This is a genomic window from Haloechinothrix aidingensis (genome assembly GCF_013450155.1).
GTDB lineage: Bacteria > Actinomycetota > Actinomycetes > Mycobacteriales > Pseudonocardiaceae > Haloechinothrix > Haloechinothrix aidingensis.
This window is the reverse complement of record NZ_JACCKD010000006.1, coordinates 288,385-314,983: the sequence shown is the minus strand read 5'-3', so window position 1 is coordinate 314,983 and position 26,599 is coordinate 288,385. Positions and strand designations below refer to the sequence as shown.

General features: G+C 69.2%; 29 protein-coding genes and 1 tRNA gene. 8 read left to right on the top strand and 22 right to left on the bottom strand.

Going from position 1 to position 26,599, the window contains the following annotated elements:
• Positions 1 to 87: 87 nt before the first annotated feature.
• The 5 genes from H0B56_RS17430 to H0B56_RS17410 all read right to left on the bottom strand — a co-directional run bounded on the left by H0B56_RS17430 (position 88) and on the right by H0B56_RS17410 (position 4,447).
• On the bottom strand, positions 88 to 744 hold the full coding sequence (locus H0B56_RS17430) for a TetR/AcrR family transcriptional regulator (RefSeq protein WP_180894141.1): 657 nt from the start codon (positions 742 to 744) through the stop codon (positions 88 to 90).
• A gap of 74 nt (positions 745 to 818) precedes the next feature.
• A complete protein-coding gene (locus H0B56_RS17425) occupies positions 819 to 1,697 on the bottom strand; it encodes an SDR family oxidoreductase (RefSeq protein WP_180894140.1) in 879 nt (292 codons plus the stop codon).
• 31 nt (positions 1,698 to 1,728) lie between these two features.
• Positions 1,729 to 2,589, bottom strand: coding sequence for a MaoC/PaaZ C-terminal domain-containing protein (locus tag H0B56_RS17420; RefSeq protein WP_180894139.1), 861 nt, complete (start codon positions 2,587 to 2,589; stop codon positions 1,729 to 1,731).
• 126 nt (positions 2,590 to 2,715) lie between these two features.
• Positions 2,716 to 3,147: a type II toxin-antitoxin system Rv0910 family toxin gene (locus tag H0B56_RS17415; RefSeq protein ID WP_180894138.1), complete on the bottom strand. Its 432-nt coding sequence runs from the start codon at positions 3,145 to 3,147 to the stop codon at positions 2,716 to 2,718.
• A 103-nt stretch (positions 3,148 to 3,250) separates the two neighbouring features.
• Positions 3,251 to 4,447 (bottom strand): thiolase C-terminal domain-containing protein, encoded by a 1,197-nt coding sequence (locus H0B56_RS17410; protein WP_180894137.1) that lies wholly within the window; start codon positions 4,445 to 4,447, stop codon positions 3,251 to 3,253.
• 234 nt (positions 4,448 to 4,681) lie between these two features.
• Here H0B56_RS17410 and H0B56_RS17405 point away from each other — a divergent pair, with 234 nt between their 5' ends.
• The 3 genes from H0B56_RS17405 to H0B56_RS17395 all read left to right on the top strand — a co-directional run bounded on the left by H0B56_RS17405 (position 4,682) and on the right by H0B56_RS17395 (position 7,742).
• Complete coding sequence (locus H0B56_RS17405) at positions 4,682 to 5,311, top strand: TetR/AcrR family transcriptional regulator (RefSeq protein ID WP_180894136.1); 630 nt, start codon at positions 4,682 to 4,684, stop codon at positions 5,309 to 5,311.
• Positions 5,312 to 5,456: 145 nt separating this feature from the next.
• On the top strand, positions 5,457 to 6,659 hold the full coding sequence (locus H0B56_RS17400) for a DUF445 domain-containing protein (RefSeq protein WP_180894198.1): 1,203 nt from the start codon (positions 5,457 to 5,459) through the stop codon (positions 6,657 to 6,659).
• A gap of 288 nt (positions 6,660 to 6,947) precedes the next feature.
• Positions 6,948 to 7,742 carry a hypothetical protein gene (locus H0B56_RS17395; protein WP_180894135.1) on the top strand — a complete coding sequence of 265 codons (795 nt, stop codon included), beginning with the start codon at positions 6,948 to 6,950 and terminating at the stop codon, positions 7,740 to 7,742.
• Here H0B56_RS17395 and H0B56_RS17390 read toward each other — a convergent pair.
• Both H0B56_RS17390 and H0B56_RS17385 read right to left on the bottom strand, forming a co-directional pair.
• The gene (locus H0B56_RS17390; protein ID WP_180894134.1) at positions 7,739 to 8,656 is read right to left on the bottom strand and encodes an SDR family oxidoreductase; all 918 of its coding nucleotides are present in this window, start codon (positions 8,654 to 8,656) and stop codon (positions 7,739 to 7,741) included. The two genes, H0B56_RS17395 and H0B56_RS17390, sit on opposite strands and share 4 nt — an antisense overlap.
• On the bottom strand, positions 8,653 to 10,173 hold the full coding sequence (locus tag H0B56_RS17385) for a flavin-containing monooxygenase (RefSeq protein ID WP_180894133.1): 1,521 nt from the start codon (positions 10,171 to 10,173) through the stop codon (positions 8,653 to 8,655). Before H0B56_RS17385 ends, H0B56_RS17390 begins: the two co-directional genes overlap by 4 nt.
• Positions 10,174 to 10,295: 122 nt before the next feature.
• Here H0B56_RS17385 and H0B56_RS17380 point away from each other — a divergent pair, with 122 nt between their 5' ends.
• Positions 10,296 to 10,727, top strand: coding sequence for a CoA-binding protein (locus tag H0B56_RS17380; RefSeq protein WP_180894132.1), 432 nt, complete (start codon positions 10,296 to 10,298; stop codon positions 10,725 to 10,727).
• Between the two features lie 4 nt (positions 10,728 to 10,731).
• Here the strand turns inward: H0B56_RS17380 and H0B56_RS17375 are convergent, their stop codons facing one another.
• From H0B56_RS17375 to H0B56_RS17355, 5 genes are all read right to left on the bottom strand, one after another.
• Entirely contained in the window at positions 10,732 to 12,108 is a 1,377-nt protein-coding gene (locus H0B56_RS17375) for a pyridoxal phosphate-dependent decarboxylase family protein (protein WP_180894131.1), read from the bottom strand.
• 12 nt (positions 12,109 to 12,120) lie between these two features.
• Entirely contained in the window at positions 12,121 to 12,549 is a 429-nt protein-coding gene (locus H0B56_RS17370) for a DUF1801 domain-containing protein (RefSeq protein ID WP_180894130.1), read from the bottom strand.
• A 169-nt stretch (positions 12,550 to 12,718) separates the two neighbouring features.
• Positions 12,719 to 13,333: a VOC family protein gene (locus H0B56_RS17365; RefSeq protein WP_180894129.1), complete on the bottom strand. Its 615-nt coding sequence runs from the start codon at positions 13,331 to 13,333 to the stop codon at positions 12,719 to 12,721.
• Between the two features lie 153 nt (positions 13,334 to 13,486).
• Positions 13,487 to 13,636, bottom strand: coding sequence for a DUF397 domain-containing protein (locus H0B56_RS17360; protein WP_180894128.1), 150 nt, complete (start codon positions 13,634 to 13,636; stop codon positions 13,487 to 13,489).
• Positions 13,637 to 13,640: 4 nt separating this feature from the next.
• Entirely contained in the window at positions 13,641 to 14,036 is a 396-nt protein-coding gene (locus H0B56_RS17355; RefSeq protein ID WP_180894127.1) for a Scr1 family TA system antitoxin-like transcriptional regulator, read from the bottom strand.
• 180 nt (positions 14,037 to 14,216) lie between these two features.
• Here H0B56_RS17355 and H0B56_RS17350 point away from each other — a divergent pair, with 180 nt between their 5' ends.
• The gene (locus H0B56_RS17350; RefSeq protein ID WP_180894126.1) at positions 14,217 to 14,990 is read left to right on the top strand and encodes an SGNH/GDSL hydrolase family protein; all 774 of its coding nucleotides are present in this window, start codon (positions 14,217 to 14,219) and stop codon (positions 14,988 to 14,990) included.
• A gap of 22 nt (positions 14,991 to 15,012) precedes the next feature.
• Here the strand turns inward: H0B56_RS17350 and H0B56_RS17345 are convergent, their stop codons facing one another.
• Positions 15,013 to 15,528, bottom strand: a complete 516-nt coding sequence (locus H0B56_RS17345; protein WP_246361267.1) for a Rieske (2Fe-2S) protein — start codon at positions 15,526 to 15,528, stop codon at positions 15,013 to 15,015.
• Between the two features lie 230 nt (positions 15,529 to 15,758).
• On the opposite strand from H0B56_RS17345, the gene H0B56_RS17340 reads away from it, so the two are divergent.
• Positions 15,759 to 16,523, top strand: coding sequence for an ion transporter (locus tag H0B56_RS17340; protein WP_180894196.1), 765 nt, complete (start codon positions 15,759 to 15,761; stop codon positions 16,521 to 16,523).
• Positions 16,524 to 16,530: 7 nt separating this feature from the next.
• On the opposite strand, the gene H0B56_RS17335 is transcribed toward H0B56_RS17340, so the two are convergent.
• Complete coding sequence (locus tag H0B56_RS17335) at positions 16,531 to 17,373, bottom strand: glutamate ABC transporter substrate-binding protein (RefSeq protein WP_180894125.1); 843 nt, start codon at positions 17,371 to 17,373, stop codon at positions 16,531 to 16,533.
• Positions 17,374 to 17,582: 209 nt separating this feature from the next.
• Here H0B56_RS17335 and H0B56_RS17330 point away from each other — a divergent pair.
• Positions 17,583 to 17,658 (top strand) — tRNA-Ala (locus H0B56_RS17330).
• 77 nt (positions 17,659 to 17,735) lie between these two features.
• Here the strand turns inward: H0B56_RS17330 and H0B56_RS17325 are convergent.
• The 8 genes from H0B56_RS17325 to H0B56_RS17290 all read right to left on the bottom strand — a co-directional run bounded on the left by H0B56_RS17325 (position 17,736) and on the right by H0B56_RS17290 (position 26,025).
• Complete coding sequence (locus tag H0B56_RS17325) at positions 17,736 to 18,881, bottom strand: site-specific integrase (RefSeq protein ID WP_180894124.1); 1,146 nt, start codon at positions 18,879 to 18,881, stop codon at positions 17,736 to 17,738.
• Positions 18,865 to 19,095 carry a helix-turn-helix domain-containing protein gene (locus H0B56_RS17320; protein WP_180894123.1) on the bottom strand — a complete coding sequence of 77 codons (231 nt, stop codon included), beginning with the start codon at positions 19,093 to 19,095 and terminating at the stop codon, positions 18,865 to 18,867. The genes H0B56_RS17325 and H0B56_RS17320 overlap by 17 nt, the downstream gene beginning before the upstream one ends.
• A gap of 71 nt (positions 19,096 to 19,166) precedes the next feature.
• Complete coding sequence (locus H0B56_RS17315; protein ID WP_180894122.1) at positions 19,167 to 20,216, bottom strand: AAA family ATPase; 1,050 nt, start codon at positions 20,214 to 20,216, stop codon at positions 19,167 to 19,169.
• Positions 20,217 to 20,242: 26 nt separating this feature from the next.
• Positions 20,243 to 21,187, bottom strand: coding sequence for a bifunctional DNA primase/polymerase (locus tag H0B56_RS17310; protein WP_180894121.1), 945 nt, complete (start codon positions 21,185 to 21,187; stop codon positions 20,243 to 20,245).
• A 567-nt stretch (positions 21,188 to 21,754) separates the two neighbouring features.
• Positions 21,755 to 24,040: an ATP-binding protein gene (locus H0B56_RS17305; protein ID WP_180894120.1), complete on the bottom strand. Its 2,286-nt coding sequence runs from the start codon at positions 24,038 to 24,040 to the stop codon at positions 21,755 to 21,757.
• Between the two features lie 56 nt (positions 24,041 to 24,096).
• The gene (locus tag H0B56_RS17300) at positions 24,097 to 25,041 is read right to left on the bottom strand and encodes a hypothetical protein (protein WP_246361266.1); all 945 of its coding nucleotides are present in this window, start codon (positions 25,039 to 25,041) and stop codon (positions 24,097 to 24,099) included.
• Positions 25,038 to 25,568: an RRQRL motif-containing zinc-binding protein gene (locus H0B56_RS17295; protein ID WP_180894119.1), complete on the bottom strand. Its 531-nt coding sequence runs from the start codon at positions 25,566 to 25,568 to the stop codon at positions 25,038 to 25,040. Before H0B56_RS17295 ends, H0B56_RS17300 begins: the two co-directional genes overlap by 4 nt.
• A gap of 142 nt (positions 25,569 to 25,710) precedes the next feature.
• The gene (locus tag H0B56_RS17290) at positions 25,711 to 26,025 is read right to left on the bottom strand and encodes a hypothetical protein (RefSeq protein WP_180894118.1); all 315 of its coding nucleotides are present in this window, start codon (positions 26,023 to 26,025) and stop codon (positions 25,711 to 25,713) included.
• A gap of 140 nt (positions 26,026 to 26,165) precedes the next feature.
• Here H0B56_RS17290 and H0B56_RS17285 point away from each other — a divergent pair, with 140 nt between their 5' ends.
• Positions 26,166 to 26,522: a GntR family transcriptional regulator gene (locus H0B56_RS17285; protein WP_180894117.1), complete on the top strand. Its 357-nt coding sequence runs from the start codon at positions 26,166 to 26,168 to the stop codon at positions 26,520 to 26,522.
• The last annotated feature ends 77 nt before the right edge of the window (positions 26,523 to 26,599 follow it).

Genomic DNA, 26,599 nt, shown 5'->3' with positions numbered 1-26,599 from the left:
CATGCTACTGCTTCATAACGAGTGTTGTGTGAGGCAAGTTACGGATGTCGCGCCGGAAACACAACCCCATTGTTGGCGCTATGTCAATTACCGGCCCGAGGTGGCTTCCGAGGTGGCCTGTTCGGCGGGCTGCTCGGCGGGCCGGGACCGTGCCAGGCCGTCCAGGTAGTCGCTCAGCAGGTCCTCCGTGCGCCTACGCACCTGCTCCAGCTCCTGCGGGAAGCCGCCCGCCATCAACCCCAGCCCCGCGACGAGCACCAGCGCCCGCTCCGTCTCGCGTTCCACGTCGACATCGGGGTCGAGCTCCCCGAGCGACACCGCGTCCCGGAAGATCTTCACCAGCCAGCTGCGCAGCCCCGTGGCGCCGCCCTCCGTCACCCAGGAATCCAGCATGCGGTGCGCGGGAGCGTGTCCCCAGAACGCGATCAGCACCGTCCAGATGTGCAGGCTCTCCTCGTCCATCGGCACGAGCGCCTCGACCGTGGCCCCCAGAGCATCCAAGCCGCGCCTGCCCGCGACCCTGCCGCTGATGCGGTCCACGGCGAGATGGTTGTTGTACTGCAGCACCGCGGCCATCACATCGGCCTTGTCGGCGAAGTAGTGCGTCACGGCTCCGGTCGTCACGTCGGCTTCCGCCGCGATCCCGCGCATGGTCGCGGCGTGCACGCCCTGCTCCGAGACGACGCGCCGCGCCGCGATCACGATGCGGCGCTTGACGTCGGAGTCGCGAACTGTTTTCACCATCATGTGATGGTAACGACATCGCGCCACCCGAGATGCGCGGAACGCGCATCCCGGGTGGCCGCGAAGCCACGTGATCAGGCCCAGGCGTCCAGGCGCTTCGCCACGTCGCCGACCGTCCACGGCCCGTCCGTCTCGGTGTTCTCCGCGACCGTCCAGCCCTGCAGCTTCTGGATCGAACCACCCTGGACGGCGAACACCTGCCCGGTGTGCGGGCACTTCTCGGTGGCGAGGTAGGCCACCAGCGGCGAGATGTTGGCCGGCGAGAACGCGTCGAACCCGTCCTCGCCGACCTCCTGGGCGAACAGCGCCCCCATCCCGGGCGTGGCCAGCGTCAGCCGGGTGCGCGCGATGGGGGCGATCGCGTTGACCCGGACCCCGTACCGCTCCAGCTCCTCGGCGGCCACCAGCGTCAGCGCCGCGATGCCCGCCTTGGCCGCGCCGTAGTTGGCCTGACCGGCGTTCGGCAGCGTGACCCCGGAGGCCGACGCCGTGTTGATCACCGCGGCCCGCGGGTGGCGACCGGCCTTGCTCTCGGCCTTCCAGTGCGCGGCCGCGTGGTGCAGCACGGCAGCGTGCCCCTTGAGATGGACGTCGATGACCGCGTCCCACTGGGACTCGTCGATACCGGCGATGAAGGCGTCGCGCAGGATGCCGGCGTTGTTGACCAGGACGTCGAGCCTGCCGAACTCGCGCACGGCCGTGTCGACGAGCGCCCGCGCGCCGTCCCAGTCGGCGACGTTGTCCGTGCTGGGCACCGCGCGCCCTCCCGCGGAGGTGATCTCCTCGACCACCTCCCGGGCCGGGCCCGAGTCGGCGCCCTCACCGTCATTGCCCCCGCCGAGGTCGTTGACGACGACAGCGGCACCCTCCGCGGCGAACAGCAGCGCATGCTCGCGCCCGATGCCCCTGCCCGCACCGGTGATCACCGCTACGCGTCCGTCCAATGTACCCATAACGTTCCTCGTCCCTCCCGTGTGTCGTCCGTCAGTTCACGATCTCGGCGAGCCCGTCGGTGATCACGGGGTCCGCACCGACCGTGGTCTCGTAGGCGTAGCTGGTCACACCGCCGGAGGAGCCCGCCCGCCAGATCCGGGTGTGGATGTCCTGCCCGGGCAGCACGGGCTTGGAGAACCGCACCGCGAGCCTGCGCAGCCTGCGCACGTCCGAGCCTGCGAGCTCGGAGAGCACCGCCCATGACGTGAACGCCATCGTGCACAGGCCGTGCGCGATGATGCCGGGCAGGCCCGCGTCCTTGGCCACGTCCTCGTCGAGGTGGATCGGCATCGGATCGCCAGCGGCGGGTCCGTACCGGAACGTCTGGTCCTCGTCGACGTGCGCGGAGACGGCCGCCACCGGATCGCGTTGCCGCAGCTCCTCGTCGAACTTGTGGTCCGGGGCCAGCTCGCCCACCGTCTCGCCACAGTCGAAACCCCGCACGAAGAAGGTCACGTACTGCTCGTTGACCAGGGAACCGCGCGCATCGCGGCTTTCCAGGTACACGGCGGCCCTGCTGCCCTTCGGCAATCCCTCGTAACCGAGCATCGTCGCCCGCGAGGTCAGCACGTCGCCCGGCTCGATCGGGCGGTGGAACCGGAAGTCCTGCTCGCCGTGCACGATCCGGCCCATCAACGACGGCGGCACCACCTCGAGAGCGGGTTCCATCAGGGACTGGAACACCGGCACGATCGCGAAGACCGGCGCGGCGATGTCGCCGGCACGGTGCGCCTCGATCGGGTCGTTGGTCGCCTCGGCGTACTCGACCAGCCGCTCGCGGGTGACCTCGAACCTGGACTCCTCGGTCCAGGTGCCCAGCCCGCTGGAGTCGAAGGCCAGCTCCTCACTCATCGACACCCCTTCTCCCGCCGCTCACGCGAGCAGCGCTCGTCTCGCCCACGCCGCTCACGCGAGCATCGCCGCCAACCTTGCCCGCGCCGCTCACGCGAGCAGCTCGGCTGAACTTGCCCGTGCCGCTCACGCGAGCAGCTCAGCGAAGCGCTGCATGGACTCGTCCAGGTTCTTCTTGCCGTCCTTCTCCACGGCCTTGCCGAGCGCCCCCACGATCATCTGCCCTTCGAACTCCGCGTCGATCGTCGCGCGCGAGCCGCTGTCGGCGGGCTCGACCAGCAGGTCGAAGGTCACCTTCACACCGGCCATGCCGGTGCCGGAGATGGACAGCTTGCGGGGCTCGTCGAACTCGTCGACCGTCCAGGTGATGGTGTTGGGCATGCCCAGCATGGTCACCACCTCGGACACCTGGCTTCCCGTGGTGAACTCGGTGGGAACCTCGCCCTTCCACTTGGTGTGGATGGTCAGCCACTTCTCGAAGTTGCTGGGGTTGGAGAACTCCTGCCACACCTTCTCCGGTGCTGCCGGAAGCTCCACCGAGGCACTGATCCGACCCATGATGCTCCTCCTGCTTACCTGTCGTGTCCGGCCAACTGTTCCGGCCGGCTCCGGGCCCGCGCGAACGCGTGCGCGGCCCGCTGCCGCCCGCGGTGCGCGCCACTCACCCGGAGCGGTCTGCGCGCTGGTAGGCGGTGACCACCGCGGCCCCGCCGAGACCGATGTTGTGCTGCAACGCCGCGTCGACCCCGTCGGTCTGGCGTGCCCCGGCCTGACCGCGTAGCTGCCAGGTCAGCTCGGCGCACTGCGCCAGCCCGGTCGCGCCGAGCGGGTGCCCCTTGGAGATCAGCCCACCCGAGGGATTGACCACCCACGTGCCGCCGTAGGTCGTCGCACCCTCCTCGACCAGCCGCGGGGCCTCACCCTCCGCGCAGAGTCCCAGCGCCTCGTACAGCAGCAGCTCGTTGGCCGAGAAGCAGTCGTGCAGCTCGATGACCCGGAAGTCCCGTGGCCCCAGCCCGGACTGCTCGTAGACCTGCCGTGCGGCCCGCACGTTCATGTCGTGGCCGATGATGTTCTTGGCGCTGCCGTCGAACGTGGAGTCGAAGTCGGTGGTCATGGCCTGCCCTGTGATCTCCACAGCCTGCTCGGCCAGCCCGTTGGCCGCCACGAAGTCCTCACCGGCGAGCACGGCCGCCCCGGAGCCGTCCGAGGTCGGCGAGCACTGCAGCTTGGTGAGCGGGTCGTAGATCATCGGCGCGTCCAGGATCTCCTCAAGCGAGTAGACGTCCTGGAACTGCGCGTACGGGTTGTTCTGCGAATGCCGGTGGTTCTTCTCCCCGATCCGGGCGAAATGCTCGGGGGTCGAGCCGTGCTTGGCCATGTGCTCGCGCCCGGCCGCACCGAACATCCACGGCGCAGGGGGCATCCCGACCTCAGAGATCTCGGCCAGCGCCTGGATGTGCCGCATCATCGGCTGCTCACGGTCCTCGTAGGTCGCCCCGAGCGAGCCCGGCTGCATCTTCTCGAACCCCAGCGCCAGCGCGCAGTCCACCGTCCCGCTGCGCACCGCCTGCGCGGCCAGGAACAACGCCGTCGATCCCGTCGAGCAGTTGTTGTTCACATTGACCACCGGTATCCCGGTCATGCCCAGCTCGTACACCGCTCGCTGGCCGGAAGTCGACTCGCCGTAGACATAGCCGACGTAGGCCTGCCGGATCGCCTCGTAGGAGACCCCGGCGTCGGCGAGCGCGTTGGTACCGGCCTCCCGCGCCATATCCGGGTAGTCCCAGTCTTCCCGGCGGCCGGGCTTCTCGAACTTCGTCATCCCCACACCGATGACGTACACCCTGTTCACCACAGCCAACGCACTCCTCTCTGACGCGCCTACAGCAAGAAACATACATACTTGATTGCTTGTTATCTAGAGATGACCCGGGAGTTCCCCGTACTGCGTTGTCGATCAGCGTTGTGACCTGCTTATTCAACTGAACAGGAGAGCCACGTCACACGACTGGCGCGTACCGTGGTGCTCGCGAGCACAGTAACCACCTGTCACTTACAATCACTCTCGACTGCAAGTTAGACTTCCCCCATGACGGCTGAGCCCAGAAGCGCACCCCGGCGCAGGCGCACCCAGGAGGAACGCAGCGCGACGACGCGGCGCGCGCTCCTGGAGGCGACCATCGACTGCCTGGTCGAGGAGGGTTACGTCAACCTCACGACCACCAAGGTCGCCGCACGGGCCGAGGTATCGCGCGGGGCACAGGTGCATCACTTCCCCACACGGGCCACCCTGGTCATCGAGGCGATCCAGTACTTGATCGGCCAGGTCAGCCAGTCGTTGTTCAACGAGATCGAGCAGCTTCCCGTCGGCTCCGACCGCGCGGACCGTGCCTTGGACCTGCTGTGGAGCACCTTCCGGGGCAGGTTGTTCCAGGCCGCGCTGCAGATCTCCGTCGCGGGCCCCGGCGATCCGGAGATCGAGGACAAGCTCTCGGTGCTCAACCAGGTCACCGCCGACCTCATCCGCGGATCGGTTCCGCTGCTGTTTCCCGAGGAGGCCAGCCATCCCGACTTCGAGGACGCGCTCTACACCGCGCTGAACACGATGACCGGGCTCGCGATGAGCCAGCGCGTAGCCAAGCTCAGCGAGGCCGAGGTCGAGGGCCGCTGGCGGCGCACGAAGGCACAGCTGCTGCGACTCCTCGAAGAGCGTGACTGATGTGGTCGCAGGCTCCCCCGGCGCAGCGGGCACCCATCGGATGCCGTGACCGCCTGCCTGCGGTCGAGGAGTGCCCGTAGTGGGGTCCGGGACGGTCGACGCTGTTCTCACCGACGTCGTCGAGTACTGGTGGGTGTACGCGGCGATGCCGGTCATGGCCGCCGTCATCGGGTACCTGACCAAGCTGCTCGCCGTGCGGATGCTCTTCGAGCCGCTGGAGTACCGCGGCATCCGCCCGTTCCTCGGCTGGCAGGGCATGATTCCCGCACGCGCGGGCAAGATGGCCGCGATCGCCTACGACACCATGACGTCCGGGCTGATCGACCTGCAGGAACTGATGAGCCGCATCGACCCCGACGAGCTGGTCGCCGAGCTCGCCGGACCGCTGGACGAGGCCGTCGAGGATCTCGCGCGGGAGTTGCTCTCCGAGTACCAGCCGGGCCTGTGGGAGTCGCTTCCCGAGCCGGTACGCGCGCTGCTCGTCCGGCGGGTGCAGGCCGAGGCACCGAAGGTGGTCAAGCAGCTGGCCAGGGAGGTCACCAGCGATGTCCACGCGGTGGTCGACGTGCGGCACATGGTGGTCTCCAACCTGGTGCGCGACAAGGAGCTGCTCAACCGCCTCATCCGGGATGTCGCCGAGCCGGAGCTGCGGTTCATCGTGCGCTCCGGCATCTACTTCGGTGCGGCGATCGGCGTCATCCAGGCCGTGGCCTGGGGTCTGACCAAGAGCCCGCTCGTGATGCCGATCTTCGGGTTCCTCACCGGATGGGTCACCGACTACCTCGCGCTGAACATGCTGTTCCTGCCCCGCGAGGAGAAGCGCTTCCTCGGGATCCGGCTGCACGGCAAGTTCCAGCGGCGCAGGGCGGAGGTCGGCGTCCGGTACGGCGACCTGATCGCCAAGGAGATACTCACCCCGCGCAACCTTCTCGAGGGGATGCTCTCCGGCCCCAAGTCGGACAAGCTCGTCGCGATCGTGCAGCGCGAGGTGCGGCGCACCATCGACGAGCAGGCGGGACTCGCCAAGCCGCTGGTGATCCTCGCGGTGGGCGGGCGGCGCTTCCAAGCGCTCAAGCAGGACGCGGCGGCCCGCGTGATACGCACGGCGCCCGAAACGGCGCGGAGTATGTTCGCCTACACCGAGCAAGCGCTGGACATCCGCAACACCATCGCCGAACGGATGAAGGTGCTCACCTCCGGTCAGTTCGAGCAGATCATCCGGCCCGCGTTCAAGGAGGACGAGAAGACCGCGGTGATGGTCGGGGCCGTGCTCGGTGGCGTGATCGGCGAGATGCAGGCGCTCGTGCTGATCTACCTGCCGATGGCGCTCGGCATCCTCGCCGTGTAACCAGTACCTCCGTCGCCTGTCACGGGTACTTGTGACGTACGTGACGCCTCATGATCAACGGAGATCACCCACCAGCTCTTGGCATACTCACCTGAACGGGTAGTATACCGAACCATTGGGAACGCGAAGAGTGACAGTTCGCGCCAGCCGGGGTCCCTGGCGCGCCACGACGCGAGAGGTTCGAGCGACACGATGAGCACGGGACGTAGTCGGCGCAAGGCAGATCATCCATGCACGGTCGCCGAGCTCGTGGCTCGGGAAAGCCGCGGGGGCGCTTCCCCGGACCGAGTGAGGCCGGACGCGCACGAGGGCGAGCAGGCATCCGTCCTGCCCGTCGCGGAGCTGCTCCGGCGCGAAGGATCCTCCGGCACGCGCGCTGGCGGTACGGCCCCCGGGTCGAGGCCCGGGACGAGCGTCCCGGCAGCGTCGGCGCAGCCGTTCGGCAAGGTAGCGACACAGGCGACCGCCGCGAGCACCGCGGCGCGGCTGCCGGACACCGCGGATGCCCGCGAGGGCCACAAGAGCCACTTTCGCGGCGCGACCGTCGGCAGCGCGGCGGTCCTGTGCGGGTTGACGCTCGCTGGGCTCGTCGCGCTCAAGCCGACAACGGCCCTGTCCCCGGAGTCCGACAACCGTGCGAGCGGGTCGTCGGACTCGACGCAGCCGCGCATCCTCGAGCCGGACGGCGGTGACGTGGCGACAGCCTCGGTCGCCATGGAGACGACCTCGTCGAGCAACCCCGGTGCACGCGGCGTGCAGGGTTCGAGTGAGCAGCAGGGCAACGGGCAGGACACCGCTTCGCCGACCTCGAGCGGCGACACGGCAACCAGCACCACCACGCAGTCCCCGCAGCCCACCTCGACCACGCAGCAGGAGGATGACTCCGACTCGGGTGCGCGGTCCGGGACGCTCGACGACTCCACCGACGACTCCGCCGATGACTCCACCGGCGACGGTGACTCGGACGGCAGCACGGACAGCGGCAGCGACGACGGGACCAACGACGGCGACGAGGAAGAGGACAGTTCGCTGCTCGACCCGGTCGAGGGCGTCGTCGGAGGCGTGCTGGACACCCTCGGCTAGTTACTCGTCGGGTGACGCGCCCGGCTACGCCCCGGTGGGGGTTCCTCGCCGGATGTCGCTGCCTGCCGGGCGACGCGGCGCTCATAGGCAGCGCGCCCGGCAGGGTCGACGGAGGTCAGGGCACGGTCGTCACCGATGAGCCCGCGCAGCACCCGCATCACCGGTTCGGGGGTCAGCGCGGCGAGCAGGTCCCAGCCGCCGAGGTAACGCGGAACCGGGATCTCCGCCTTCCTTGTCCGGCAGCTGCGCACCACCGCCTCCGCGACGGCCTCCGGGTCCACCGTGGGCAGGCCCTTGCCGAGGGGAACTCCGGAGGCCAGCTCGGTGCGCACCGCGCTCGGCAGTACAGCGCTGATGCTCACGCCACTGCCGGCGTACTCCCGCCGGAGCGCGGCGGTGAGTCCGACGGCGGCGTACTTGCTCGCGTTGTAGCTTGCCATGCCCGGAATGGGGATCTTGCCTGCCATCGAGGCGACGGTCACGACGTGCCCGCGCCCCCTGACCGTCATGTGCGGAAGGGTGATGCGCATCCCGTGCATCGGACCCCATACGTTGACATCCAGCGCCGCCCTGCTGATCTCGTCCGCCTCGTCGACGAACCCGCCGAGCGGCATCACGCCAGCGTTGTTGACCAGAACGTCCACCCCGCCGAGCTCGGCGAGTACCGCATCGATGAACGCGCTGAACGAGCCGCGGGAGGTGACGTCCACCCGGTAGGCGCGCGCACCACGACCGACCTCGCGCGCCGCACCGCGCGCCGCCTGCTCATCGATGTCGCCGAGACTCACCGTGGCACCGCGGGCGGCGAAGGCCGCTCCGGTCGCCTTGCCGATGCCCCTGCCCCCTCCCGTGATCACCACGACCGCGCCGGACAGGTCGATCGCCGGGTAACGTCGGCCGCGTACGCCGGTCATCGCGCGACCTCCGTGGTGTCACGGTGCCGGATCGTGTAGTCGGCGGGGTCGAACGCGCGAATGGTCCTGCGCAACCGGGGCGTGGACCACGGCCAGTTGAAGCTGTTGCGGCCGTTGGCATCGAGGTAGTAGCTCGAGCAGCCACCCGCGTTGTACACGGTGCCCTGCAGCGCCCGCTGCACCTCGGCGTTGAACCTGTCCTGCACCTCCGGCCGCACGTCCACCGACGACCAGCCGTTGCCGAGGATCCTGCGCACGGAGTCGATCGTGTAGTCGAGTTGCGCCTCGACGACGGTGAACGCCGAGGAGTGCCCGGTGCCGAGGCTCGGCCCCAGCAGCAGGAACGCGTTCGGGAATCCGCTCACGGTCGTGCCGAGGTACGCCTGCGGGCTGCCCTGCCAGCGCTCGGCGAGGCTCCTGCCGTGCCCGTCGAAGACCTTCTCGGCGACCGGCATGTCGAGCATGTGGAACCCGGTGCCGAAGATGATGGCGTCCACCTCCGCGCGGGAGCCGTCGGCACCGACGACGGTGCTGCCCCGCACCTCGCGCAGCGCCGTGGGGTGCACCCGCACGTTGGGGCGCACGAGGGCCGGGTAGTAGGTGTTGGACATCAGCAGGCGCTTGCACCCGAGGGTGTAGTCCGGCGTCAACGCCGCGCGCAGTCCCGGGTCGCGCACCGTCCTGCGCAGGTGCCGCAGCCCGACCCGCTGCACGAGGCGCAGGATCCACGGGTGGCGAAAGCCCACCCCGAGCGCCTCCATGAGCGCGTACTCGGCTGCGCGCAGCGCCCGCTGTGCACCGGGCACGCGGCGCAGCACCCACCGTTCGGCCGCGGAGAGCGCGCGGTCGGGTTTCGGCAGCACCCACTGGGCTGTTCGCTGGAACAGGTGCAGGCTCGCGACCTCGGGCTGGATCTCGGGTACGAACTGCACAGCCGATGCTCCGGTGCCGACCACCGCGACCCGCTTGCCGGCCAGGTCGACATCGTGTGCCCACCGGGAGGAGTGGAACACCGCACCGGGGAACCCGGCCAGCCCGTCGATCTCGGGTATCCGGGGTTCGTGCCAGGGACCGGCACCGGCGATGAGGATGCGCGCGCTGAACTCGCCTGCCGTGCTGCTGACGCGCCAGCGCCCGGTGGCCTCGTCCCAGTGCGCGGCGGTGACCTCGGCACCGAACCGCACGTAACGGTCGACTCCGTGGCGTTCGGCCACGTCGCGGAGGTAGGCACGGATCTCCGGCTGGGTGGCGAACACCCGGCTCCAGCCCGGGTTCGGCGCGAAGGAGTACGAGTACAGCGCCGAGGGCACGTCGCACGCACAGCCGGGGTAGGTGTTGTCCCGCCACGTCCCGCCGAGATCATCGGCCTTCTCCAGCACCGCGAAGTCGGTGATGTGCTCCCGCAGCAGCCGGATCGCCGCCCCGATCCCGGACGCGCCCGCACCGACCACCACGACATCGATCTCCCGCGGCCCGGCATCGGGCCCGGAGCCCGGTGTGTTCCTCGCGCGTGCCATCGCCTCTCCTTACCGGTTCGGAAGCCGAGTACCTGCCAAACTCACATACCAATAGTATCTGGATTGCGACGTTAGCACCCCCCGCGGTGCCACACAACAGCCCCGCATGTCAGGGTCGGGCTGTGCGGGACGACACGACCCCTTGGGCTGATCCGGACACGATCCGGTCGGTACTGACCGAATGCCACACCTGGGCCATCGTCGGGCTGGGTGACAACCCCGACCGGCCCGCCTACGGCGTCGCGAGTTTCCTGCTACGGCACGGCAAGCACGTCGTCCCCGTGCACCCGAGCGCGACCACCGTGCACGGCGAGCGCGGTTACGCGAGGCTGGCGGATATCCCGTTCCCGGTGGACTGCGTCGATGTCTTCCGCAACTCCTCGGCGGCTGGCGCGTTCGCCGACGAGGCCGTCCGCATCGGCGCGCGGGCGGTGTGGTTCCAGCTGGGGGTGATCGACGAGGCAGCGTTCCGGCGCACCACGGACGCGGGGTTGTCGATGGTGATGGACCGGTGCCCCGCCATCGAGTGGCCGCGGCACCGGACGGCGAGCTGACGGCTCACCCGCGCGCCGCGCGGAGCACCGCGCGCACGAGCTCGTCGATGTGCTCGTGTGTGGTCGCGTGGTCCGAGACGCTGATACGGATCGCGGTACCGCCCCGCCACGTCGTCGTGCCCAGCCACGTGACCCCCTCCGCCTGCACAGCCTCGGCGACGGCCCTGGTGCGCGCGTCGTCGTCACCGATCCGGACCAGGACCTGGTTGAGTACCACATCGTTGAGCACGGTGACGTTCTCGTCACCGGCCAGCAGCTCGGCACAGCGGCGCGCGTGTGCGCAGCACGTACGCACCAGCTCGGCCACTCCGGTGCGTCCCAGGGCGCGCAGCGCGGCCCAGACCGCGAACACCCGCGCCCGCCGCGAGCTCTCCGGGGTCCAGTCGCTGCCGTCCCGTCCACCGCCACGGGCCAGGTACGCGGCGGACAGGCTCATCGCGGCACGGTGACTGTCCGGATGCGCGCAGAGGACGATGCCGCAGTCGTAGGGCACGTTGAGCCACTTGTGCCCGTCCACAGCCCAGGAGTCGGCCAGCTCCGCGCCGTCGGTCAGGTGCGCGAACTCCGGCGCGGCCGCTGCCCACAGCCCGAATGCCCCGTCGACGTGCAGCCAGGTGTCGTGCTCGCGGGTGAGCTCGCCGATACGGCGCAGCGGGTCGGCCGCACCGGTGTTCACGTTGCCCGCCTGCGCGCACACGATCGCCGGACCGCGCCCGTGGGCGCGCTCGAGTTCGTGCTCGAGCGCGTCGGGGCGCATACGTCCCTGGCCGTCGACCGGGATCGGGGTGATGCTCCGCGTGCCGAACCCGAGGAAGCGCAATGCCCGGTCCACCGTGGCGTGCCGTTCCTCCCCGGCGAACACCGTCACGGCGGGCGCACCGAACAGGCCGTCGGCCTCGACGTCCCAGCCTGCGGCGCGCAGGACGTGATGCCGCCCCGCGGCCAGCCCGGTCACGTTGGCCAGCTGCGCGCCGCTGGTGAACCCGGCCGACGCGGTCCCGGGAAGGCCGAGCAGCTCGCACAGCCAGCCGCGGCAGACCTCCTCGGCAGCGGTCGCGGCTGGCGAGAGCGCCGAGAACGCCGGGTTCTGGTCCCAGATCGAGGTGAGCCAGTCGGCCGCCAGCGAGGCGGGCACGACGCCGCCTTCCACGAACCCGAAGTACCGTCCGGCGTTGGTCACCACCAGGCCGGGGTCCACGGCGCCGGCCAGCTCGTCGACGACCTCGGCCGGGTCGCGCGGTTGGTCGGGAACCGGTCCGCCGAGCGCGGCGACCAGCTCGCCGGCCGGTACCGGCCGGCTCACCGGCCGGTCGCTCGCGCCCTCGAGGTAGGCGAGAGCGTGTTCGGTCGTGCGTGCAAGCAGGTCCGGCAAGTCAGTCATAGCGGAGTAGCGTCACATCTTCTCGCCGGGCAGATTGCTGGCCTGCTCGATCCACGTTCGGAGTCGATCCTCGTCCAGGCCATCGTCCTCGTGGATGTCGAGGTAGCGCACCTCATCGTGCTTGGACGCCTTGGGCGGCACGGGATCGAGCGATGTCCCCCTGAAGAACTGCAGCTGCACGTAGCGGGTGAAACAACGGAACGACAGGAACCAGCCCTCGCCCTCGAGGCCGTAGAACGGTTGGTTCCATTTCACGGCTTTGTGCACATCGGGGACCGTGCGCACGATGAGGTCGTCGAGACGCCGCCCGACGTCTTGTTTCCAGCCGGGCATGGCAGCGATGTAATCCTGCACCGGGCCGTTCCCCTCACCCTTGGGGATCTGCGGGTTGCCGCCCGAGAGCAGCTTCGGTCCCGGATCGTCCTTCTTGCGCTCGGTCATGGGTTCACGTCCTGAACGAGTTCCGTGACAGCCGGCGAGAAGCTTCACGAGCGTGCCGACGCGAGCATTGTAGCCCCCGCTTCATGCGGAAGGCCGTTGTCTTGGCCGTCGAGTCCCATGTCGTCCTGTCGCGGCGCGGTGGGATGACGGCACCGCCGCGCCGCCCGGCTCAGCGCGATGCGGCTTCCCATACGAACCCGTCCGGGTCGGTGAAGTGCCCGGCATCGCTCCCGATCACGAGCCGGTGCGATCCGCTGCCGTCGGCGGGGACGCCGGCGACCTTGGCGAGGGCACGGCGCCGGTAGAGCGCCAGCTTGACCGGACCGGATGACGTGTCCAACTCGACGTACCTCCGGCCATAGCTCTTCACCACGGCGAAGCCTCGGTCGGCGTAGAACCGCCTGCTCGCTGCCACATCCGTGACTCCCAGCTGGAGCACGACCTCGTCGATCCGCCGGGTGGCCGGGCCGGTGTCCTTCTTCGACGAGGAGGCGACCGTCCAGATCGTCCCGTCCGGGGCCTGTACGACGCCGCCGTATCCCCAGAGTGATTTCGCGGCGGGCTTCAGCGGCGTGGCGCCGGCATCGACGGCGCTGCCGACGAGACTGTCGACGGTGGCCGGCTGGGATACGATGAGCGACAGCGTGAACCCGCGGAAGCCGGTCGTCGATGCCTCCGACGCCCGCAGGCGCAGCCAACTGCCCGCACCGAAAGCGGCCGTGTAGAAGCTGTCGGCAGCCGAGGCATCGGCCACCTCGAGCGTGACAAACTCGATCGTCGCCATGGCGGTCACGCTAGTTGCGGTCCCGGCGTCCCCGCTTCTCGGTTCCTGACCGATCGGCCGCCAGATCCTGCCCCACACGGCCCGTGCACGGGCTTCCGACGTGCCGCACCAGACGTCGTAGTCGCCGTCCTCGACGCCGGCGACGAAGGCGCGTCACTCCTCGTGGGTGAACGTTGCGGTACCGGCATCGCGGGCGAGGCTACTGCGAACGTGCACGGCGTCCGCGGTGAACGCGGTCCCGCCACAGGTGCTGCCATCGGCACTGCGGCGAGGAACGAACCAGCCACCGGTCGTGCGCGGCATGACCTCAGTCCAGGTGACGCTCCTGATGCAGCCGCTGTAAGCACTCAGTACTCTCGTCCCGCCCCAGCGCCATCGCCTTGACCGGATCGAGGTGGTGGGCCGCACGGGTCACCTCGGGAGGCTTCTCGTGGAAGGTCTCCCGGCCGTAGCTCCCGGTCACCAGCACGCTCGTCGCCGGTGGTGGGAACCCGTCCAACGTGGCTGTCATGGACATGAACTCATGCGGCCCCGAGCCCAGCGGCAGTATCTGGATCACGACGTTCTCCATCGACAGGTGCGCGTGGATCAGGTGCGCGAGTTGCTCGCACATGACCCGCTGGCCGCCGATGTTGCCGCGCAGCGCGGCCTTCCCGAGTACGCACCAGAACCGCAGGGCCGGGCGGCGAGTTCCGAGCAGCATGCGCAGGGTGGCAGGCCCTCGACCTGGTGACCGACGGCGAGGGCCCGGCCCCCTGCATCGCTCGATCGAGTGCCGCACTCGCAGCGCATCGCGCCGGACAGGAGCGCGAAACCGGCGATCCTACGGGACACGGGTAGACCTACTACGAGCCGCGCGCGCGGATCCGCTATAAAGAACGGCATGAGTAGCGGTACCTACGGTCGTTACGTAGCACTCGGAGACAGCCAGACCGAAGGCTTGTGGGACGGTGACGACGAGAACGGCCTGCGGGGCTGGGCCGACCGGCTCGCAGGCCAGCTGGCCGAGCTCAACCCCGAGCTGCACTACGCCAACCTCGCCGTCCGGGGCCGCCTCGCCCACCAGGTACGCGCCGAGCAGCTCGATGCGGCGCTCGCGCTCGAACCCGATCTGGCCACGGTGGTCGCGGGGATGAACGATCTGCTGCGCCCCGGCTTCGACGCCGACGCCGTGGCCGGCGAGCTGGAACACATGTTCGCCGCACTCACCGACGCAGGCGCCACGGTCGCCACGCTGACGTTCCCCGACGTCGCGAAGCTGGTACCGATCGCGAAACCGCTGACCCATCGCGTCGTGTCACTCAACGCGCGGATACACGAAGCCGCCGTCCGTCACGGCGTGGCGATCCTCGAGACCTTCCACCACCCGGTCACCACCGACCCGAGGATCTGGAGCCCGGACCGCCTGCACGCCAGCCCGCTCGGGCACGAGCGCATCGCCGCGGGCATGGCCTACGCACTCGGCCTGCCCGGGAGCAGTGCCGACTGGCGCGAACCGCTGCCGCCACTTCCCTCGTCCGGCTCCATGCACTTCACCAAGACCGAGCTGTGGTGGCTGGCGAGCTTTCTCGGCCCGTGGATCGGCCGCCGGGTGCGGGGCCGATCCTCCGGCGACGGGCGCGCGCCCAAGCGACCGGACCTGACCCCGGCACGCTGAACACGCGCGCCGGGCCGCTGCCCTACCCGAGGGACAGCGAGTCGCCGTCCACCGACAGCGCGCGCTCGTCGAGCGGGCGTTCCGCGGGGCCGTTGACGACGGAGGCGTCCTCGATGGAGAACTTGCTGCCGTGGCAGGAGCAGTTGATCGTCCCCCCGGCGACGCCGGCCACGGTGCAGCCCTGGTGCGTGCACGTCGCGGAGAAGCCTTTGAACTCGCCCTGCACCGGCTGGGTGATGACCACACCCTCGTCGCCGAACACCACGCCCCCGCCGACGGGGATCTCGTCGGTGGTCGCGATGCTCTCGCCGCCACCGTTGCCGCCGCCGTCGCCGCCGTCACCGCCGTCGCCGTTGCCGTCGTCGCCACCGTTGCCGCCGCCGTCCTCGACCTGGCACCCGGCCAGCGCGAGTCCGGACACCGCGATGACACCGACACCGGCCATCGCAGCCCGCCGCGGCATCACCGAGTCCGGCCGCTCGGCCGCGGTCGCACCGTCGGACGGTTCACCGGTCGAGAATTCACGTGTGTCGTCCATGTCCTCGAACCTCCGTTTCGTCTCCCGCGCCGGTTTCCGGGCACTCAGCGCGCCTCGGGCCTTTCGCGATCCTGTCCATGATGCCGTGAGACGCCCGTAAGGCGCCCGCGACGTGCGCGGTAAGGTTCCGGACCAGCGCAACAGCCACCTGGAGCGACACAGTGCAACACTCCGCATCGAACCCCCACGGGGTCCTCCGCAAGTCGCAGGTCAGCCCCATCGATGTCGGGATGCTGCTGCTGGCGATCTTCTCGGTGGGGCTGCTGGTCTATGCGATGTTCTCCGACCGGGTCGACATCGACGCCCGGTGGGTGCTGATCACCGACACCTCCATCTGCGGGATCTTCGTGATCGAGTTCCTCTACCGCTGGCGAGCCAACGGCTGGGCACGGAAGTTCCCGCTGCGCAACTGGTACGAGATCCTGGGCATGATCCCGGTGGCGCACCCGGCCCTGCGCGGTTTCCGGCTGCTCCGGCTCGTCGTGATGATCGTCCGCCTGGTCCGCGCGGCCGACAGGGCGTTCGGGGAGCGGTTCGTCTACCGGCTGGTGGAGCGCCTGTCACGGCCGATCGTGCTCGCCATCAAGAAGCCCATCACCATCGCGGTACTCGACGAGGTCGTCAAAGTGCTCGAAACGGGCAACTACCCGCACAACCTGGCGCGCTCGTTGAACGAGAACAGTGACCAGCTCCGCGCGATCGTCACCGAGAAGGTGCGCAACGACCCCCAGGCCGGCCGGTTCAAGCGCGTACCGTTCCACGACGAGATCGTGGAGTCGGTGGTCGACACCGCACTGCGCGTGACGCTCGAGGTGCTCGTCGACCCGCGCACCGACTCGTTCTTCGCGCACGTCGTGCGGGAGAACCGGGAACAGATCCGGATGGCGGTCCAGGAGGGCCTGCACGAGGAGGACCTCGAAGCGGGCGCGGCCCCGGACCCGTCCGGCGACGGCTACCCCCGGCGGGTGAGCCCGGACAGCGCGTACCGCCGGTAAGTGCCCGTCACCCGCGTTCGACGTCGGGCGGCGGCGGGATCTCGTACTCGGACGCGCCGATGTTGCGCTCCAGGGAGTCCCGCCACTCACCGCTGTCGATCATCTTCTCGATCGCGTCGTTCAGCGCGCGCCTGCCCTCGGGGTCACCCTTCGCGAGGCCGATCCCGTAGCGCTCCGTCGAGAACCTCTCCCCCACCACCTTCAGCAGCTCCGGGTGCTGGGCGGCGTACCCGGCCAGGATCACCGCGTCGGTGGTGACGGCATCCACGTGCCCGGCGAGCAGGGCCGTGACGCATTCCTGGTAGCGGGGATACTCCACCAGCTCGACGTCACCGGCGAACTCCTGCTGCACGCGCTTCGCCGGGGTCGACCCGGACACCGAGCACAGGGCGTTGCCGTCCAGCGCCTCCGGGCCGGTGATCTCCGTGTCGTCCGCCCGGACGAGCAGGTCCTGGCCCGTCTCGAAGTACGGCCCGGCGAAATCCACCTCGTGCCTGCGTTCCTCGGTGATCGAGTACGTCCCGACGACGATGTCGACCTCGCCGTGGACCAGCGCCGACTCCCGCTCCGCAGCAGGCACGTCCTGCCACTCGATGTCCTCGGGGTCAACGCCGAGCTCGCCGGCCACGAACGTGGCCAGGTCGATGTCGAAGCCCGTGTAGCGGCCATCGACCGTGTACCGGGACAACCCCGGCTGGTCGGAGCGGATACCGATGGTGATGGCGTCGTTGTCCTCGACCCGGTCCACCAGGGACGCCCCCGCGCCCGCAGGCGCGTCGCCGCACGCGGCCGTCGCACCGGCAAGGCCGACCGCGGCCGTCGCCGCGAGCAGCAACCGGGCGAGCCCCATAACGCCTCCTCGGCCGCACACGTCCATCGCCCGCTTCACATGGACTCCAGCCCCCACTCTGGTTTCCGACCCGGGGCGTCAGCATATAAGGCGCGTCGACCGCTCGCCCGCCCCGCGCACGGCGTCGCTACCGCATGTGGGGGGCGGCTTCAATGCCGTCCCGACGCATCATGTAGCGTATGTACCCGGCACGACGAAGTGCACGGCTTGGGGCTGTGGCGCAGTTGGTAGCGCACTTGACTGGCAGTCAAGGGGTCACGGGTTCGAATCCCGTCAGCTCCACCAGTGAAAACGCAGGTCAGTGGGGCCGCTATCCACATGGGTAGCGGCCCCACTGGCGTGTCGGGAGCCAAACTGGGCGCCTAACTGCTCGCGGCATCCGATGGGAACAGGTCATCCATCGCTGTGGCGCCTTCGACCATGACCGGCTTGATCTCCTTGCGGTACACGGTTTCGGTCACCCTGGTCCCGCTGTGGCCCACCAGGCGAGCGATATCCTCAAGTGGCACGCCGGACCCCGATAGGAGCGACACGAAACTGTGCCGCAGCTCCCTGGGCGTCCATTGCTCGGGTGGCAGCCCTGCTGCCTTGATGACCTTTCGGAATTCACGACGTACGTTGTGCGCGTCCATCTCTGTCCCGTTGGCGGTGGGGAACACCAGGTTGTGTGGATTCGCCGGAGCGCCGGGTGTCGACAATCGTTCCTGCTGTCGCCGGAGCGCTGTAACACACCGGTTGGGCAAGGCGAGCGTGCGACGTGAACCCTTCGTCTTCGTATCCCCGCGAACGGAGCGCCACACCGCCATCGACGGCAACACCGGCGGATCAGCCTCGGGGTCACCATCCAGATCGACGCGGTCCCAACTCAGTGGCCGAAGCTCCTCCGTACGTGCCCCAGTGAGCAGTGACACCACGATGTAGGCGTGCAATGGAGAGCTTTCCGACGCGCTGAGTACGGCCTCAGCCTGGTCCAGATTGAGCGCCTTCGACGGGCGCCCCTTCTGACCTTGCGGGATCTGGCACAACTCCACCACGTTGCGCCGTACCTTGTCGCGTGCCTGGGCCTGCCGGACCGCGCGATTCAGGATCGAATGAAGCAAGCGCACCGTTCTGGTGCTGACATAGTTGGCGCGCTCGGCCAACCACTTATCGACGTCCTCCGCTGCCAGATCACGCAACTTGCGAGCACCAAGATGGGGCCGGATATGGCGCTTAATCAGCGTGCGGTAGTTGTCGATTGTGACCTCTTTCGCGCCGGGTATGCCGTAGGCGAGCCAACCATCTACGGCGTCAGCAACCGTATACCGACGATCCTCGTGAGCCGCCTCGCTAGCCTCCCGCAATAGCTCGCGAAGCTTCTCTCTCGCTTCTGTCTTGGTCTTTCTGGTCACCTTGCGTCGAATTCGCTTACCAGCAGGTGTGTAGCCGGTGGTGACTGCCCCGACCCAGCGTTGCCGATCTTCATCCCAGTAGAGAGTGCCGTCACCGTGGCTACGCCGCTTGGCCATGGTTGTCCTCCGTTTCGTGGATGAGTAGTTGGATGTAGTCGTGGATGGCTTGGGCGGGCACGAGTCGGGTGCGGCCTTGTTTGACGGAGCGCAGGCGGCCGGATCGGATCTGTTCGTAGATCACGGATCGGCTCATGGACAGCAGCCGCATGGCCTCGGAGATGCGGTAGAGGTGCCGGTCGGGCACCGGTTCCGGTATCGGCACTGTGTCCATCCGGGTCCTCCTTCGTGCGGGTGTCGGTGCCGTCCGAGCGGTGACGGCCTTGCGGGGTGTCACAGGGGGTGTCACAGGTTTTCGTGCTGGTCAGGTGGGGTGGAGTGACTGAGTGACAGGTGTGACAGTTGGCCGGTGTTTGCGGTGTCACTGTTCTGCGGTGGGTGGTAGGTGCCTTGGGCGTTGACGTGGAGTTGTCCGGCGTCGGCCATGCGGCGGCAGGTTTGCCGGACGGTTCCCGCGTTGAGTTGCAGGGCTTCGGCGATGGCGGCGGGTTTTTGGCCGGGGTAGTCGCGTACGAAGCGGGTGATCAGGGCGCGGGTGTCGTGCATGAGGTGGTCGCTGGCGGGGCCGTCGAGCTTGGTCCAGGCTCCGGCGTGGGCGTCGAAGCTCATGGCGTAGTCGGCTTCTTCGACGTCGCGGCCGGTGACGTGCAGAACCCCGTCTGCTTGGCCGCGTGCCCGTTCGAGCACCAACACCGCGTCGACGGCGCCGGTGAGGCCGTTGGTGCCGGAGACCAGGCTTTGGAAGTCTTCGGCGCCTTGTTTGCGCACGTGGTGGATGAGCAGGAACGGCACGTTGTAGTGGTCGGCGAGCCGTTTGAACCGCACGGCGGCGGTGTAGTCGGCGGCGTAGGCCGAGGCGGCTGCCGGGTCGCTGCCGCGCATCTTCTCGAAGGTGTCGATGATGACCAGGCGGGCGTGCGGGTTGTCTTCGAGCCAGTCGATGAGTAGGGCCTCGCCGCCTGCGGTCATGGTGGGGCAGGCGGTTTCGAGGGTGAGGTGGGATGCGGCGCGGCCGCCAGCGGCCAGCATCTGGCGGCGCCTGCGTTGCAGGCGGCGGCCGGTGTCTTCCAGGGCGCAGTAGAGCACGGGGCCGCGTTCGACCTCGATCGAGCCGAGCACGGGGTCGCCGTTGGCGATATCGGCCCCGAGCCCGAGGGACAGCCAGGACTTGCCGAGCTTGGGCGCGCCTGCCAGTAGGTTGAGTCCTTCGCACAGCAGGCCGGGCACGGCCCACCGGGGTTCGGGGAAGTCCACGGCCATCAGCTCGGCATCGGTCCAGCGGGTGCGGCGCTGTGGCTGGTCCGGTACCGGGGTGAGCGGGCGGGCTGCGGTCATGTCAGAGCCTCCAGACACGGTGGTGGTCAGGCGATCTGGCGGGGGCGTTTGGCGCCTGCGGACAGGCCGGAGGTGATGGTTTTGCGCGCCTGGATCTCGCTGTAGGCGCGCGCGGCGATATGGCGCCGGGCCGCGCCCAGCAGCACTGAGGTCACCTCGTCGGCGGAGAGGGCGCCGCCTGCGACGAGTTGTCCGAGGGCCAGCGCGGCGGCGTAGAGCGTGCCGTTGCGCTGGCTTTTGGGTGCGTGGTGCACCTTGGCGGCTTCGGCGCGCACGGCGGCTTCCACGTAGCGCGAGCGCCGCCCCGTGGTGGGCCGGATCGGCGTGACCGGCGCAGGCGGGGGTGGTGCCGGGGTGAGCCGCTGGGCCAGCCAGTCCGGCAGCGGCGCGGGGTCACTGTCGCAGAGGTAGTCGTAGCTGCCGGTGGTGGTGACGGAGCCGGGGGCGACGACGTAGCCGCCCCAGGAGCGGGTATCGACCTTCCAGCCCAGGCCGTTGCCGCGCTCGCCTCCGGTGTTGCGCAGCGCCGCGCCGTCGGGGGCGCGATAGTACAGGTGCAGCCCGCCCGAGGGGGTCCGCACGGTGAGCGTGTCCCCGGGCACGGGCTGGTGTGCCTGCTCCGCCAGTGCGGCGAGCACGTCCTCGCCGCATGTCACGCCGGTGCCTGCCCACGCCTCGGGCACGGTCTCACCGTCTTTGAGCACGTCGAGATCCAGCACGCACAGCCCGGCCGGGCCGGTGGCCAGCCCGATGTTGAACGGCGCGTGTGCCCAGGCGGCCCGGATCCGCTCGGGGTCGGTAGTGGCGCGCTGCTCCCAGCCCTGATGCTCGTCTGCGCACACGCCGGTGCCCGGGCAGTCGGTCAGCCCGTGCAGGGCCGGTGTCTTGTCGCCGACACGCAGCGGGAACACCGGCCAGCCGCGCGCGGCCAGATCGAGCGCTCGATCCAGCAGTGGTTTCGTCGTGTCCATGTTTGGGTAGTCCTTTCAGTGGGGGAGCCGTCGGCTTGTGGCCTTCCGTGCCGGTGGTTCCTTCGTTCGGGGATCTGCGGGCCGGACGCGCGTCGGGGCGCGCCCGGCCCGACGCCGGTTAGCGGCGTGTGTCGTGGTTCCATCCGGCTTGATGGCGGCACGTGGGGCACAGGGGCGCGTTCTTGGCGGCTCCGTCGCCGGGGCCGAGGGTCGGCCGCACAGGGTGCGGACCTTGCCGCTGAACCAGCTCGCGGTGCCGATGTGCATGGGCGTGGCCATGGGTGTCCTTCCGTTACTGTGTGTGCCTGTCTGTGGGTCGGCAGTGCCGCACCGATGGCCCGTGGTTGGTCTCGGTGTGGCGGTTCGGTTGGGGTTAGCGGTCGGGGTTAGCTGCCCGGAGGTGGGTTAGGTTTTTCACTCGCCCGGCAGCGTCGGGCCGCTGACCTGGTGCGCTGCGGAAAGTTAGCCAGGTGAGCCGAGTGAGGCGGGCTGAACCGGCCCGTGCGGACCCGCCGTGGCGGGCATGTGCACCCCCGGGGCGTGGCGCCTCACTCGACCACCGCGCGGCTAGCCGGTCTCGTCGTGCTCGTCGGCCTCTCGCCGTGCCAGTGCGTCACGCACCGTGACCGGATCGAGGGGGAACTTGTTGCCGGTCGAGGGGACTTTGATGCCGTGGTCGCGGTCCAGTACCGAGCGCAGCGCCTTGCCGGTGAGCTTGCGGTACGGCGCCCAGTCCGGGGCGTGGGCGGCCAGCAGCGCGGGAACATCGGCCACGGGTACCGGGTGCTCGCCCAGTACCGCGTCCAGATCGGTGAGCAGATCACGCGATGCGGGTTGCGGTGCGGCCTTGTCGCTGCCGGGCAGGCTGCCGCGCTCGGCGACGGCGGCCATGGCCCGATCGATGATCGGGCTGACCTGGTCGTTCTTGCGGTCCACGTCGAGGAAATAGACCTGCACGATGTCCGAGCGCTCGCCGGTGAAGCCCTTGACCACGGCGGTGCCCTTGTCCGTGCCCGGAATCAGCTCGGTGGCCCGGTGCCCGGCCGAGTAGGCGCCCTGCCCGAGCAAGGCGTCGTTGGCTACGTGGTCGCCGACGGCGAAGGCGATGCCGTTGGAGCAGTTCCGGGTGACGTCGCGCGGCATGCTGTCCTTGGTCGGTGCCTGCGTGGAGACGATGAGATGGATCGCCCGCTTGCGGCCCAACCGCACGATGTCGCACAGCAGCTTCGAGACTTCCTTGCCGTAGGTGGGGTGCTGGATGGCCACGTGGGCCTCCTCCAGCAGGCAGAACAGCGGGTGCAGCCCGACGTTCTTGCTGGCCAGCTCGCGGGTGACCGACGGGGCCTCGTGCTTGATCAGCAGCTCACCCCGGCCCTGCACCTCCTCGTGCAGCTCACGCAGGTGCTCGGTGATCTCGGCGACCCGCTCATCCTCGGCACCCATGACGTAGCGCGAGCACCGGGGCCGGAAGGCCTCGAAGTCGAAGTTCGCATCGGGCACCCAGATCCGCAGCTCAGCCGTCGGGTCCAGGGCCGCGCCGCACATCATGACGCGCGCGGCGCTAGACTTGCCCTGACCGGGCATGCCGCCGGTGATGGTGTTGCGTTCCATCATCGGCGCCGCCAGCGGCTGGCCGCGTAGTGTCTTGCCGAACGGCACCCCCTGGAACACATCGGCCGTGCCCTCATCCAGCAACGGATAGGCTCCCGCACCTTCGGCGAGCGCGCCCTTGTCCGCCACCCACAGATCCAAGATCCCGGCCTCAGCCCCGGTGGTGGGCCAGACCTCCTTGGCCAGGCGACGCAGGCCCGTCGCCAGATCGGCCCGTCGGCGGGCCACCTTGTCGGCGGTGACCCCGGCAGGCAGCCGGATCACCGCGTGCGTGCCGCGCCCGTCGATACGGGCCGGGGTGATGAACTGGAGCGGCAACCCTTGCTTGAGATACGCCGTGACCTGCGGAATGCGCAGTGCCTCGAGTGCCTTGGCGATGGTGCTCTCGTCGATCGCGGCATCGGTGTCGGCCTCGCGGGCCGTGGCCAACCATCCCGGAGCGGTGCCCCTGCGGCGGCCTTCCCGCCACGCGGCGAACAGCACCGCGAACGGGGTCGCCATCACCAGCGGAGTCCAGGCGACCGCGATCGCGGTGAACACCCACCGGATGGTGTTCATGACCCCGGTGATGACATCGACGAACGCGCCCGTGCCGGACAGTTGCACGAACAGCCCGATCAGCAGCACGGCGACCACACATCCCAGCAGACTGCCCACGGTCACCTTCGCGAGCCCGGCCGCCAGGCGGGGCAGGTCCATCAGCCGTTGATGCCGCGCCTCCACCGCGTGTTCCTTGCGCTCGGTCCACTCGCGCAGCATCTCCCGGTCCCCGGTGGCTTCAGCGGCCTTGATCTGGCGGCGATACACCCCCAGCGTGGTGGCATCCCAGGCACGCTTACCCCAGGACTCGAAGCCCTGGCACAACACCAGCCCGTGCCGCACCAGCGCCTTCCCGGTCTGCTTAGGACGCTCCGACTCGCGTACCAGCCGCACAGCCTGCCTCGGCACCGTGCGCGCCCACGCGGTCGCCTGCCGCGCCAACCGGCGATCCAGCGCGCGGCTCTGCCGCTCACTGACCAGCTCACCCGTGATCGCCTCATCACGCGCCAGCTCCGTGCCCGGCCCGTCCTGCGGGACGCGGGGCGCGGGAATCTCCTCCGGGTGCGCGGCGGCGTGCGGATGCAGCGGAACCACCGTGCTCCCGTTCGCCGCACCGTCGCTGCCGTGTGCGACGGCGTGGCTGTCATCGTTCGCGGCGCGGCCCTGCGGGCCGTTCGACGCGCTGGTGTCGTCGGTGTTCATGAACCCTCCAGCGGGGGTGGGATTGTGGTGTTCGTGGTCGCGGTCTCCTACCGGCATCAGGCGGCCCTCCTCTCCGCCTGGGCGGTGTCGTGCTCGCCAGTGGCGGGCAGGACCGTGGTGGCCTGGCTATCGACGGCCAGCTCCGCGTTGAGTGCGTCGGCGACGCTCTTGCTGGTGCCGCGTGCGCAGTCGGTCACCTGCCGCACCCAGGCCGGGGTGACCTCGATGCCCGGCGCCCAGGCCGCGCGAGCCTCGGTCACGAAGTCCGCGAGCAGCTTGCGCCCGGACGGCTTCGCCTGCCCCTTCGTGCGCGCCGTAGCCGGAGTTCGCGGCCGTGGCTTCGGCTTCGCTGGCGCGGTGTGCGCGGGACCGTTCCCGGCAGCCGAGCCCGTAGGCGCCGCACCGGAAGCGGGCGACTCGACGGCAGGGGCCGGGCCGGTGTTCGCGGCACCGGTGGCGTGCGCGCGGGCGGCCCGGTGCACAGCCTCGGTCAGCCGATCCCGCAGCATCGGGGCCGCCTCGCTGGCCAGATACACCAGCAGCGGCGGCACCGAGTGCAGCACGATCCCGGCCGCATGCAGCCCACCCCAGGACTGCCACGTGTTCATCACATAGGTCGCCAAGAAGGCGAACCACTTCGTACGCCGGATCCACGGGCCGGTATCCACCTGATAGCGAGCCGTGATCTGCTCAGCACGCAACACCGCGATCAGCACGACCGAGACCATCGGATCCAGCAGCCACGCCGCGATCCACGTCAACGACCACGGACCCGCGCCGCTGGCCGCGAACTGCTGAACATTGACCATCGTGAACGCCAAACCCAGCAGGATCCCCGTCCACATCAGCCAGTCCACCTGTCGGCGCACACGCTCCACCCGCAACGCCACCACATCCGGATGCTCGGCATAGGCGCGCACCTCGGCAGCCTCTGCCGCATCCTGGGCCAACCGCTGCGCCCGGCTCAGCGGCACATGCCGCGCGTCCTGCGAAGCACTCATGCCGCCACCCCCTCCTCCGGACGCGGGGCACGCGGCAGCGGAATCACCGGCACCGACCACTCCTCGCCAGCCAACACCGACGTGCCGGCCAGGTAGTCGTGCAGGTAGTCATCCGCGTCCAGCGCACCCAGCCGGTACCGGCACGGTTCACACACCCGCCGTTCTCGCGGTAGATAGGTTTCGGTGTCGGTGCCGCACTGGCCGCACGTGCGGCGGGCCGCCAACGCGGTGTGCACCGCCCGCCACCGGGCCGGGGTCATCGGCCGCACCGGCCGCGCCCGGTCGATCAGGAATAGCTCGGCAACCACCCGCGTACACGCTGCTCGATGTCGAAACATCAGCAGCGCCACCGGATCCTGCCCGCCCGGGCGCAACCCCATCGCCCGCAGCTGGCGTCGCGTGGCCAGCTTGTCGCGCGGAGCGATCCCCCACGACAGCAACGGCAACCCCTCGAAGGTGCCGCGCGTGAACTCCGCAACGTCCGACCACGGCACCGGACGCAAATCCCACGGCAATCGGCGAGCCATCACGACTCACCCCCAGCCTCTACCATGGGTGACCTCCTCGAATCGTCAGATACGGAGACGGGGAGCCCTGGCCCAGCGGAAGTGTTCTTGGCGGGACCACCCGCCGGGCCAGGGACACCGAAACGGTCGACAACACTGCACATCACGCGGCCTCGCTCTCGATCCAGTCGCCGACCTGCGTGCGGTCCAACCGCACCGGCAGCGACCGCAGCACCTCGCGATCAGCGCGACGGCGAGCACGACGCGCCCGCACCTGGCCGCGCACCTCGCGCTGAACCCGCTCCGTCTCCGCGCGCGCCTCCGCCGCCATCTCGCGATCAACGGCCTCGATCAACGCATCAATCTCCACACGCTCGTTAGCCATGTCCTCCTCCTGCTGAACTGCCAAAACGTCGTCATCCAGCGCCGTACGCAGCCACTCCCGTGCCTGCCGATTGGCGATCCGTGTGAACTCCATGCGGCTCCTGTTCGTTGTTCTCCAACACACAACTGACTTAAGTCAGTGCGTTGTTTTAAGACAGTAAGTGAGTCAGTTGCGCCATGTCAACAACTGGCTTAAGACAGAGCTAGACTTGATGGGTCTACGAAGGGATCTTCATGGGGCTAGACCGGCACGAGATCGCCACGCAGCTTCGACGGGACATCACCTCGGGCAAGTACCGGAGCGGTGACAAGCTCCCCGGCTACCGCCAGCTCGCGAAGATGTTCGGGGCGGCACCGAACACCGTCGGCGAGGCCGTGCGGATCCTCTCGGAGGAAGGGCTGATCGCGACCAAGACGGCGAGCCGTGCGGTCGTCCTCTCCCCCGACGACTCCGCGGTCAGCGGAGAGGACCGCGTAGAGTCGGCCCGAGACGAGCTGCGGGAAGTCCAGTCGGAACTGCATCACCTGCGCCAACAAGTGGCCGGGCTTGAGGATCGGGTCTCTGATGCACTCTCGAAGCTCACGGAGTGAGTTCTGTGCGTCTGCTGTCGTTGCCATGTCTCGAGTTTCGCCTGGTCAGCGCTCTCATCACTACTTCGTGTAGTTCT